Below are 10,966 nucleotides of genomic sequence, written 5' to 3' on the forward strand. Positions count from 1 at the left end.
TCCTGTACGGGTGCGTGGCGACGGTGACGGCTGGGTGTTCTCCGACAACGGCGCCCGGTACTGGGGGCGTCACGGTGCGGCGGGCCTGTTGCTGCGGGCACCCTGGCCGACCGGCGCGGCCGCCGTGCTGTTGCAGCACCGGGCGCCGTGGAGTCATCAGNCGTCGGGCACGGCCGCAATGGATTTCTATTGGCGCCGTGGACCGCTGAGAGGGTCGCGGCTGAACTCGAGATGAGTGTGGGAGCGAAATGATCACCATCACGGTCAACAACGAGACCCTTGAGGTCGGCGACCAGACCACCGTCGAGGGACTGCTGGAAACCCGCGGCTTTCCGGACAAGGGCATCGCGGTCGCGCTCGACTGGACGGTGCTGTCCCGATCCGAGTGGGACCGCACGCTGGTCGACGGCGACCGGGTGGAGGTCGTGACGGCGGTGCAGGGTGGCTGATTCGACCCTCACTATCGGGGGCCGCGAATTCGGCTCCCGGTTGATCATGGGCACCGGCGGCGCTCCGAATCTGGCCGTGCTCGAAGAGGCCCTGGTGGCCTCGGGCACGGAGCTGACGACCGTGGCGATGCGACGGGTGGACGCCGAGGCCGGCACCGGAGTGCTCGATCTGCTGGACCGGCTCGGTATCGCTGCGCTGCCCAACACCGCGGGCTGCCGCGGCNGCCGAGCAGCTCACCGTGCGGACCACGGTGGTGACCGCCGAGGTGGCCGGGATCGGCGGCACGCACTGGTCCTACACGACGGTGATCGCCGACGTTCCCGAACCGCTGCAGACCATCCCGAACCGGGAGAGTTCGGAGTTGCGCTGGGTGGCCGAGGACGAGGTGGCCGGACTGCCGCTGCACCCCGGGTTCGCCGCCAGCTGGGAGCAGCTGCGCGCGGTGACGGCGTCCCTGCCGCTGGAGGTCAACCCGCCGCGTTGATCGCGTCCTTCAACTCGGCAGCCGCGGCGCGCGGATCCTCGGCGGCGGTGANGCGCGGTCGTTGACCGCCAGCAACGCGCCGTGGCGGCGTGCGGCGTCGGCCAGGATCTCCAGCGCGGCCAGTTCGTGGCGGGCCTCCAGCGGACCGAACTGCTTCTCCCCGGCCGAGCCCTTGTCGCGCAGCTGGATCAGATCCACCCCGCCGGCCAGCGCGGCATCGGCGAATTCGGCCAGGTCACCACGCTCCCGGCGGGCGTCGGTGCACAGGTACAGGTTGGCGCGCTGCAAACGCTCGGCGGGGGATTCCACACCGCGACGGTAGCTGGTTCGGCCCGAGTACCCTGGACTGGCAATACGGGAGTCCCGGGGACGTGGGGCTGAGAGTGGGCATTCGGACCGGCCCTGACCGTCACACCTGATCCGGGTCATGCCGGCGTAGGGAGCGGAGTATGGCACCAGGAGGAGCCAAGACACTCGCCGTCATCGGCGGCGGTGTGATCGGGCTGTCCGTGGCACGGCGGGCGGCGCTGGACGGCTGGACCGTCCGGCTGCACTGCACCCGTGAGCACGGTGCCTCGTGGGTGGCCGGCGGCATGCTGGCCCCGCACAGCGAAGGCTGGCCGGGCGAGGAACAGATGCTGCAGATCGGCCTGGAGTCGCTCAAGCTGTGGCACTCGGGATTCCTGGACGGACTGGCTCCCGAGGTGGTCACCGCGCACGAGTCGCTGGTGGTGGCCGTCGACCGGGCCGACGTGGCCGATCTGCACACCGTCGCCGAATGGTTGTCCGCGCAGGGCCAGCCGGTCGAGCTGACCACCGCCGCGCGTGACGTGGAACCGCTTCTGGCCCAGGGCATCCGGCACGGTTTTCGGGCCACCACCGAACTCGCGGTGGACAACCGGGCCGTGGTCGACGGGCTGGCTGCCCACTGTGAGCGGCTGGCCGTGCGCTGGGCCGGGCCGGTCGAGGACCTCGGCGAAGTTCGAGGGGCCGACGCGGTCGTGATCGCCAACGGGATCGACGCCCCGAAGCTTTGGCCCGGCCTGCCGGTGCGCCCGGTCAAGGGCGAGGTGCTNATTCATCGTGTTGCCGTACACCAACGACGACCCGGTGCTGGCGCGCCGGCTGGAGGACACCGGCTGCGCCGCGGTCATGCCGCTGGGCTCGCCGATCGGAACCGGCCTGGGCATCTCCAACCCGCACAACATCGAGATGATCGTCGAGCAGGCCGGCGTGCCCGTGGTGCTCGACGCGGGGATCGGCACGGCGTCCGATGCCGCGCTGGCGATGGAATTGGGTTGTGACGCCGTGTTGTTGGCCACCGCCGTCACCCGGGCCTCGGATCCGCCGACCATGGCCGCCGCGATGTCCGCGGCCGTCACCGCCGGCTATCTGGCGCGCCAGGCCGGGCGGATCCCCAAGCGGTTCTGGGCCCAGGCCTCCAGCCCGCCGCTGTGATTCGCGATTCGCGCCGAGCCTGCGGTAAGTGCGCCGAGCCTGCCGTGAGACCGTGAAAACGACCAAAATTGCGATCTGGGCGCAGGCTCGATGCGGGGGACGGGTGTTGTGAAACGTTACGTCGCGCTGGGCAGTTCGATGGCCGCCGGTCCCGGCATCAAGCCCAGGGCAGAAGGGGCGCCGTTCCGGGCCGGACGGTCGGCGCGCAACTACCCACACCTGGTGGCCGAACGACTCGGACTCGACCTCGTCGACGTCACCTACTCCGGGGCCACCACCGCCCACATCCTGCATGAGCGCCAGCACGGTGCGCCGCGACAGATCGAGGCACTCGACGGGTCGGAGGCGCTCGTCACCGTCACCATCGGCGGCAACGACGCCGGGTATGTGCCCCAGCTGATGGCCGCCGCGCTGCCGCGGTTCACCCGGTCGCTGCCCGTGCTCGGTCCGCGGTTGCGTGAGCTGCTCGACGCCGACGCCCGCGAGTCGGCATTGACCGAGGTCGCCGAGGCCCTGTTGACGGTGGGACGCGAGGTCCGGCGTCGCGCCCCACAGGCCACTGTGCTGTTCGTGGACTACCTGACCATGCTGCCGCCGCCGGATGCCGCGGCGCCACCGCTGTCGGAGGCGCACGCCACGCTCGGCAGACATGTCGCGGCCACGTTGGAGCGGCTCACCGGGGCGGCCGCGGCGCAGACGGGCTGCGGATGGGTTCGTGCCGCCCAGGCCAGCGCCGCGCACCACGCCTGGTCCGCCGAGCCATGGACCACCCGCCCCGGATTACCCAGGCCGGGCCGGCCCGCGCCGCTGCACCCGAACGCGGCAGGCATGCGGGCGGTCGCCGACCTCGTCGTGGCACAGGCCGGTTTCGCCGCATGATGCGCGGGTATCCACTCTCATGCGTTTGGGAGTGCTCGACGTCGGCTCGAACGCCGCGCAGTTACAGGTGGTGGATGCCTTGGCGGGTGCTCCGCCGTTGCCGCTGCGCGGGGTGAAGATTCCCACCCGGCTCGGCCAGGAGGCCAGCATCGAAGGGGCGATCGGCCAGCGCGGGCTGGACCGGATCGTGGCCGCGGTGCGCACGGCGATCGAAGCGGCGCACGCCTTGCACGTCGATCAGCTGTATCCCTTCGTCACCGCCGCGATCCGCGACGCCAGCAATTGCGATGACGTGCTGGACTGTGTCGCGGCCGAGACCGGCACGCGGTTGCGGTTCCTCACCGGGGAACAGGAGGCCAGGCTCACGTACTTCGCGGTGCGCAGCTGGTACGGGTGGCAGGCGGGCCGGCTGCTCAACATCGACATCGGCGGCGGCTCGATGGAACTCGCGTTCGGCCGCGACGCGATACCCGAACTGGCGGTGACACTTCCGCTGGGCGCGGGCCGGGTGAGCACGGACTTCCTGCGGCCTGACCCACCCTCACGAGCACAGATCAAGGATCTGCGCCGGCACGTGCGTCGCCAGGTACGCGAAGTGGCCAACCGGGTGCAGTGGGAGGGCACGCCCCGCCGGGTGATCGCCACGTCCAAGACATTCAAACAGCTGGCGCGGTTCGGCGGCGCCGCCTGCGGCCGCAAGGGTCCGTTCATCCGGCGCACGGTGACCAGGGCACAGATCGGCCGGTCGATCCACGAGCTGATGGCCGTCGACGTGCAGGAGCGCGCGCAATTCCGCGGGATCAAGCCGTCTCGGGCCTGGCAGGTGCTCGGCGGTGCCGTGGTGGCCTACGAGACGATGCGCTGCCTGGGCATCGCCGCCGCCGAGGTGAGCCCGTGGGCGCTGCGCGAAGGCATCATGCTCGAGTACCTGTCGTCGTTGCGGGTGCCCGAGAGTGAATTGGCGTTGCAGCTGTTGCGATTTGACGGCCCCAACGAGGTGGCGACAATTCACGCGCTGCCGCGTAAGTCCTAGACACTGCCCCCTGAACGCGATCGCCGATATGGTGGTGGCGCAGACAAGCCCTGATGCGTGAGGTGAGCAGCCACACAATCTCGGTACAGCTCTCTAAGGGGGTGGCACTGACACCATGGGAGCCATGATCGAACTGGCCGGGCTGACCAAGCTCTACGGCACCCACCGCGCCGTCGACGATCTGACGTTCACCGTCGAACCCGGCGTGGTCACCGGTTTTCTCGGGCCCAACGGCGCGGGAAAGACCACCACCATGCGGTTGATCCTGGGCCTGGATCATCCCAACGCCGGCTCCGCGACCATCGACGGCAAGCCGTACCGCGAGCTGCGCGATCCGTTGCGCACCGTCGGCGCCCTGCTCGATGCGCGACAGGCCCATCCGAACCGCTCGGCCCGCAACCACCTGCGGTGGATCGCGGCGGCCAACCGCATCCCGGCGACCCGGGTGGACGAAGTGCTCGAGACGGTCGGGCTGACCTCGGTCGGCGACCGCAACGCCGGGACGCTGTCGCTGGGCATGAGCCAGCGGCTCGGGATCGCCGCGGCCCTGCTGGGCGATCCGCCGGTCCTGCTGTTCGACGAACCGGTCAACGGCCTGGACCCGGAGGGCATCCACTGGGTCCGCACGCTTATGCGCAGCCTCGCCGCCGAGGGACGGACCGTGTTCGTGTCCAGTCACCTGCTGGCCGAGATGGCCAACACCGCCGATCGGCTGGTGGTGATCGGGCAGGGCAAGTTGATCGCCTCGACCACGGTGAGCGAGTTCGTCAGCGGCACCTCCGCCGACGCCGTGCGGGTGCGCAGCCCCCAGCTGGAAACGCTGCGGGAACTACTCACCGACGCCGGCTTCGAGGTCAACGCCGCCGCCGACGGTGACGCGCTCGCGGTACACGGCGCGGCCATCGAGGTGATCGGTGACCTCGCCGCGCGCAACGCGATCGCCCTGCACGAGTTGAGCCAGCGGCAGGCCTCGCTGGAGGAGGCATATTTGAAGCTCACCGATGACGCCGTCGACTTCCGGGCGGGTCAGCAATGAGCGCCCTGGCCGCGCTGGACGCCGAGCGCATCAAACTGTCCACCACCCGCTCGCCGTTGTGGTCGGTGGTCGGGGTGGCGGTGCTCAGTCTCGGGCTCGCCGCCCTGCAGGGTTCTACCGCGGACCACTACAGCGCGCTGACCCCGGCCAAGGCGGCACTCGGGGTGGCGGTGTTCGGGGTGCCGGTGCTGATGGTGCTGTCGTCGATGACGATGACGGGTGAGTACCGCAGCGGCCTGATCCGCACCACGTTGCTGGCCACCCCGAACCGCACGCAGGTGCTGACCGCCAAGGCAGTGGTGTGTGCGGCGTTCTCGTCGGTGTGCGCGGTGCTCATGGTGCTGGCCTCGGTGCTGGTGGCCCGGATGGTCGCCGACCCGGTGGTCGGTACCCAGCTGTCGATGGCCAACACCGCGACGTGGCGGGTGGCGGGCGGGTTCGCGCTGTACGCCGCGCTGGCCGCGGTGCTCGGGGTGGCGGTCGGCGCGTTNTCACCGCGTCCGAGGTCAGCACCTCCTGCGGCGCCAGCGTCAACACCTGCTCGCGCAGCTCGACCCGCTGCACCGCGGCCGTCACATCAATGCGGTGACGGCCCGGCGGCAGGACACGCGCGAGCTTGCCGTCACGGTATTCCAGTGCGCACTGGCCTGCGGTGACGGTGATTCGATTGAACGTGAAGATGCCCATGTCGTGTCCTCCTTCCGGGGTATGTGTCTGTGCAGCAAAGGGATACCGCCGCCGGACGCGACCAGTGGCGGGGCATCGCACCCCCGTTCCGGCGGATGCGGGCCGCAAGGCCGCTGACTGCGTGACTCCGGCGACGGTATCGGGGTTGGTGGAGAGGATTCGAACCTCAGGCCCTTTACCTGTGCCATGGCGCCGCAAGCAACTCACAGAAACGTCGCGGTACCCCGTTCGGCCTGCCTCCCTGCCGGCGCCGAGCAACACCATGCCACCACAGCAAATCCGCAGGCAACCGATTTAATCGCCGGGCAGTTCATGGCACCGGCTACCGTGGGTGCAATGCGACGTACTTCGACGGGGGCGGTTCTGGGCGCGCTGGCGCTGACCGTGGGGCTGGCCGGCTGTGATGCAAAGACCGAACTACAGACCGACGGGCAGAAATCCCAGGAGTCCGCGTCGTCGTCGGCGGTGCTGTTCGCCGACCAGTTGCGTGGACAGGTCTCGGCCGACGCGATGATGGGACATCTGACCAAGCTCCAGGAGATCGCCGACGCCCATGGCGGCAACCGGGCGCTGGGCACCCCGGGGTACGACGCCAGCGTGGACTATGTCGTCAACACCCTGCGGGACAAGGGCTTTGAGGTCGAGACCCCGGAGTTCGAGGTGCGTCTACCCTTCGCCGAGGATCCGCAGGTCACGGTGGGCGGCCAGCCGGTGGCCGCCAAGCCGCTGGAGTTCACCATCGGCACCGCGCCCGACGGGCTGAACGCGCCGCTGGTGCCGGCGAAGGTGGAGGACACCCCGGGATGCCAGGCCGCCGACTACGACGGGCTGCCGGTGGCCGGTGCGGTCGTCCTCGTCGATCGCGGGGCCTGCGCCTTCGCGGACAAACAGGCGGTGGCCGCCGAGCGCGGTGCGGTCGGAATGATCGTGGTGAACACCAACAACGACGAGAAGATGGGCGGCACCCTGGGCCGCACCACCGATGTCAAGATCCCGGTGATCAGCGTGACCAAGGACGAGGGCGCCCGGCTGCGCAACGCACCCGGGCCCGTCACGCTCAAGCTCACCGCCGGGGTGCGCACCGAACGCACCCGCAACGTGATCGCGCAGACCGAGACCGGGTCGGACGCCGACGTGGTCATGGTCGGTGCGCATCTCGACAGCGTGCCGGAGGGTCCCGGCATCAACGACAACGGTTCGGGCGTGGCCGCCGTGCTGGAAACGGCGTTGCAACTGGGCAATTCACCCGAGACGGCCAACATGGTGCGGTTCGGGTTCTGGGGCGCCGAGGAAGAAGGTTTGCTCGGCTCGACCAACTACGTCGAAGGCCTGGACGTGGAGGAGCTCAAGGACATCGCCATGTACCTGAACTTCGACATGCTGGGCTCACCGAACCCGGGCTACTTCACCTATGACGGCGACCAGTCCGCGCCCCTGGAAGAACAGGGACGACCGCGGGTCCCCGAGGGTTCGGCGGGCATCGAGCGTACCCTGGCGGCATACCTGGAGGATGCCGGAAAGACCCCGCGCGACACGAGTTTTGACGGCCGGTCCGACTATGACGCGTTCACCCTGGCCGGCATTCCGGCCGGCGGGTTGTTCTCCGGCGCCGAGGACAAGATGGATGCCGAGGAAGCCAAACTCTGGGGTGGCGAGGTGGACCAGCCGTTCGACCCCAACTATCACAAGAACACCGATACCCTTGAGCACGTGGACCGGGACGCATTGCAGATACACGGTGAGGGAGTCGCATTCGCTGTCGGGCTGTACGCCCAAGATCAGCGGGGCCGCAACGGTTTACCGGTCCGGTCGGACCGTACCCGTCATCAGATCCCCGCACAGTGACGGCGCGGCGACTCGCTGCGCTGTTGCTCTGCGCCGCCCTGGCGGGGTGCTCGACACAATCGTCGACGACGGCGCTCGAACCGGAGGAACTGGCGGGCAAGATCACCGTCGACGCCATGTTCACCCACCTGCGCAAGTTGCAGCAGATCGCCGACGACAACGACGGGAACCGGGCGGTCGGCAGCCCCGGCTACGACGCCAGCGTCGAATACGTGGCGCAACTCCTGCGAGACAAGGGCTTTGACGTACAGACGCCCGAGTTCGAGCGGATGGGCACCATGCGCGGGGGCAACCCGGCGCTGACCGTGTCCGGGCGGAAGTTCCAGGTGGACCAGGCGTCGATGCTGGTGAAGACCCAGCCCGGCGGTCTCAACGCGCCCACGTTGCGCCCGGGCAAACCATCCGGATGTTCGGCCACCGACTACGGATCACTGAACATCTCCGGCGCCATCGCGGTGGTCGACGATTCCGGGTGTTCGGTTGTGGTCAAACAGAACACCGCGCTGGCCAAGGGCGCGGTGGGCCTGCTGGTGGTCAACACCGGGCGGCCCGTGCCCGGCGGGCTGTTCACCACTGGCTACTACCGCGAACTCACCGTCCCGGTCGGCATCATCGACCCGACCGCCGATGCGGCGTTGCGGCGCACCAGCGCTCCGGTCCGGCTGACTCTGGACGGCATGGCCGAGATGGTCAAGTCCCGCAGCGTGACCGCGCAGACCAAGACCGGTTCTGCGGCCGACGTGGTGCTGGTCGGCGCCCACCTGGACAGCATCGGCGGCGGGCCGGGTATCAACGACAACGGTTCCGGCGTGGCCGCCCTGCTGGAAACCGCGCTCCAACTGGGCAGTTCACCGAAGGCGGCCAACGCGGTGCGGTTCGCGTTCTGGGGCGCCGAGGAGATGGGCCTGGACGGATCGACGCAGTACGTGCGTAATCTGCCACTCGACCAGCTCGACGATCTCGCGCTCTACCTCAACTTCGACATGGTCGGTTCACCCAACGCCGGGTTCTTCACCTACGACGGTGATCAGTCGGGTCAGGCCACCGACCCCAAGCCCATGCCGGAAGGCTCGGCGGGCATCGAACGGACCATGGCCGGATACCTCAACCTGGCCGGGGTGCGGCCCGCGGACATGCCGATCGGCGGCACCACCGACTATCACCCGTTCCTGCTGGCCGGCGTGCCCATCGGCGGTGCGACCACCGGATCGTCACAGCGCAAGACCGAGGTTCAAGCCCGGCTGTGGGGCGGGCGCGCCGGCTCGGCGTTCGACCCGAACTATCACACCGCCCGCGACACCATCGACAACGTGGATGCGCGGGCCCTGGGCACCATGGGTTCGGCGATCGCCTTCACCGTCGGTACGTATGCGAAGTCGATCGACGGTCCCAACGGTGTGCCGGCACGTGACAAGCGTCACCGCGGTTGAACCGCCGAAGGTAGGCCCCCGTAGTACAGGTATGGGAATTAACGTCGCGAGAATGCCCAGCCACAGCACGATTGCCGGCGTCCACGCTGTCCTTCCTCCCCATCGATATACCCAGGACGAGGTCACCCGGGCCCTGCTGGACCTGCCGGGATACGCCGAGGCCGAAGACATGGTGCGGGCCCTGCACAAGAGCGCGAAAGTGAACAGCCGGTATCTGGTCCTGCCGCTCGAGCGATACGCCGGTCTCGACGATTTCGGTGAGAGCAACAGCCTGTTCATCGAACACGCAACCGAACTGGGCTGTGCCGCACTGTCCGGGGCGCTCGACGAGGCGGGTCTGCGCCCGCAGGACGTCGATCTGATCGTCACCACCACCGTCACCGGAGCCGCGGTGCCGTCGCTGGACGCCCGCATCGCGGGCCGCCTCGGGATGCGTCCCGATGTGCGCCGGATCCCGATCTTCGGGCTCGGTTGCGTGGCGGGCGCGGCCGGTATCGCCCGGCTCAACGACTATCTGCGGGGCGCACCCGACAAGGTGGCGGTGCTGGTGTCGGCCGAGTTGTGTTCGCTGACCCGCAAACACAATCCCGCGATGCCGACGCTGGTGGCCGGCGCGCTGTTCGGGGACGGCGCCGCCGCGGTGGTGGCGGTCGGTGAGCAACGGGCCAGGAAGCTCAACCCGACCGGACCCGACGTGCTCGACTCCCGCAGCCATCTGTATCCGGACTCGTTGCACGCCATGGGGTGGGACATCGGTAGCGACGGTTTCGAGATCGTGCTCAGTGCCGAAGTCCCGAGTTTCGTCGGGCGCTACCTGGGTGATGACGTCGCCGGATTCCTCGGCGATCACGGTCTGACCGTCGCGGACGTATCCGCCTGGGTGAGTCATCCGGGTGGGCCGAAGGTGATCGAGGCGATCATCGAGACCCTCGGATTGCCCGAGGACGCACTGGATCTCACCTGGCAGTCGCTCGCGGATGTCGGCAACCTGTCGTCGTCCTCCGTGCTGCACGTGCTGCGTGACACCATCCGTAAACGGCCGGAGTCGAACACCCCCGGCGTGTTGATGGCCATGGGTCCGGGCTTCTGCTCGGAACTCGTCCTGCTGCGTTGGCGCTGATGAAGGTCAAGGGGTTCACCGCGCTGATCGCGCTCGTCGCAGTCGAGCGCGTGATCGAGCTGGTCGTGTCCAAACGCAATCTGCGATGGAGTAAGTCCCAGGGCGGCAAGGAGTTCGGGGCCGGCCACTACCCGGTGATGGTGGCGTTGCACACCGGGCTCCTGGTTGGTTCGGTGCTGGAGGCGCGGCGGCGCCCGAAACCGGTGCTGAGTCCGACCATGGTCGCGGTCGTGCTGGCCGCCCAGGCGCTGCGCTGGTGGTGCATCACCACGCTGGGCAAGCAGTGGAACACCCGGGTGGTCGTGGTACCAGGCGCCCCGCGCGTGGTCGACGGTCCGTACCGGCTGCTGCCACATCCCAACTACGTGGCGGTGGTCACCGAGGGCGCGGCACTGCCACTGGCCGGCGGCGCCTGGATCACCGCGGCGGTGTTCTCGATCGCCAACGCCGCCCTCCTGCGAACCCGGATCCGGGTGGAAAACGAAGCGCTGCAAGGACTCACGTGATCGATCTGCTCGTGGCAGGCGGCGGCCCGGCCGGGCTG

Annotated in this window: 9 protein-coding genes, 5 pseudogenes and 1 riboswitch; of the genes and pseudogenes, 13 read left to right on the forward strand and 1 reads right to left on the reverse strand. The window is 69.0% G+C overall.

The window, feature by feature from the left end; translation table 11 throughout:
* The first annotated feature begins 248 nt into the window (after positions 1-248).
* From thiS to BN4332_RS35140, 3 genes and pseudogenes are all read left to right on the forward strand, one after another.
* On the forward strand, positions 249-449 hold the full coding sequence (gene thiS / locus BN4332_RS27185) for a sulfur carrier protein ThiS (protein ID WP_066902555.1): 201 nt from the start codon (positions 249-251) through the stop codon (positions 447-449).
* A pseudogene (thiG, locus tag BN4332_RS35645) lies at positions 442-684 on the forward strand (thiazole synthase); the annotation flags it as partial. The gene thiS and the pseudogene thiG (BN4332_RS35645), both read left to right, overlap by 8 nt.
* Positions 683-934, forward strand: a pseudogene (locus tag BN4332_RS35140) (NUDIX hydrolase); the annotation flags it as partial. The pseudogenes thiG (BN4332_RS35645) and BN4332_RS35140, both read left to right, overlap by 2 nt.
* Positions 935-988: 54 nt before the next feature.
* Here the strand turns inward: BN4332_RS35140 and BN4332_RS27200 are convergent.
* Positions 989-1,243 (reverse strand): annotated as a pseudogene (locus BN4332_RS27200) (thiamine phosphate synthase); the annotation flags it as partial.
* 35 nt (positions 1,244-1,278) lie between these two features.
* A riboswitch (TPP riboswitch) is annotated at positions 1,279-1,393 on the forward strand.
* Here BN4332_RS27200 and BN4332_RS27205 point away from each other — a divergent pair.
* The 10 genes and pseudogenes from BN4332_RS27205 to BN4332_RS27255 all read left to right on the forward strand — a co-directional run.
* Positions 1,384-2,007, forward strand: a pseudogene (locus BN4332_RS27205) (FAD-dependent oxidoreductase); the annotation flags it as partial. (Overlaps the previous riboswitch by 10 nt.)
* Positions 2,008-2,011: 4 nt before the next feature.
* A pseudogene (thiG, locus tag BN4332_RS27210) lies at positions 2,012-2,392 on the forward strand (thiazole synthase); the annotation flags it as partial.
* A 108-nt stretch (positions 2,393-2,500) separates the two neighbouring features.
* Complete coding sequence (locus BN4332_RS27215; protein ID WP_200820360.1) at positions 2,501-3,271, forward strand: SGNH/GDSL hydrolase family protein; 771 nt, start codon at positions 2,501-2,503, stop codon at positions 3,269-3,271.
* Between the two features lie 19 nt (positions 3,272-3,290).
* Positions 3,291-4,304: a Ppx/GppA family phosphatase gene (locus tag BN4332_RS27220; RefSeq protein ID WP_066902559.1), complete on the forward strand. Its 1,014-nt coding sequence runs from the start codon at positions 3,291-3,293 to the stop codon at positions 4,302-4,304.
* Positions 4,305-4,428: 124 nt separating this feature from the next.
* Positions 4,429-5,340 carry an ATP-binding cassette domain-containing protein gene (locus tag BN4332_RS27225; protein WP_066902561.1) on the forward strand — a complete coding sequence of 304 codons (912 nt, stop codon included), beginning with the start codon at positions 4,429-4,431 and terminating at the stop codon, positions 5,338-5,340.
* A complete protein-coding gene (locus BN4332_RS27230) occupies positions 5,337-5,996 on the forward strand; it encodes an ABC transporter permease (protein WP_235654214.1) in 660 nt (219 codons plus the stop codon). The genes BN4332_RS27225 and BN4332_RS27230 overlap by 4 nt, the downstream gene beginning before the upstream one ends.
* A gap of 367 nt (positions 5,997-6,363) precedes the next feature.
* Positions 6,364-7,872 carry a M28 family metallopeptidase gene (locus BN4332_RS27240; RefSeq protein WP_066902563.1) on the forward strand — a complete coding sequence of 503 codons (1,509 nt, stop codon included), beginning with the start codon at positions 6,364-6,366 and terminating at the stop codon, positions 7,870-7,872.
* The gene (locus BN4332_RS27245) at positions 7,869-9,302 is read left to right on the forward strand and encodes a M28 family metallopeptidase (RefSeq protein WP_066902565.1); all 1,434 of its coding nucleotides are present in this window, start codon (positions 7,869-7,871) and stop codon (positions 9,300-9,302) included. Before BN4332_RS27240 ends, BN4332_RS27245 begins: the two co-directional genes overlap by 4 nt.
* Before the next feature lie 52 nt (positions 9,303-9,354).
* On the forward strand, positions 9,355-10,422 hold the full coding sequence (locus BN4332_RS27250) for a type III polyketide synthase (RefSeq protein ID WP_235654215.1): 1,068 nt from the start codon (positions 9,355-9,357) through the stop codon (positions 10,420-10,422).
* Positions 10,422-10,928: an isoprenylcysteine carboxyl methyltransferase family protein gene (locus tag BN4332_RS27255; protein WP_066902569.1), complete on the forward strand. Its 507-nt coding sequence runs from the start codon at positions 10,422-10,424 to the stop codon at positions 10,926-10,928. The genes BN4332_RS27250 and BN4332_RS27255 overlap by 1 nt, the downstream gene beginning before the upstream one ends.
* The last annotated feature ends 38 nt before the right edge of the window (positions 10,929-10,966 follow it).

The organism is Mycolicibacterium houstonense (genome assembly GCF_900078665.2).
GTDB lineage: Bacteria > Actinomycetota > Actinomycetes > Mycobacteriales > Mycobacteriaceae > Mycobacterium > Mycobacterium houstonense.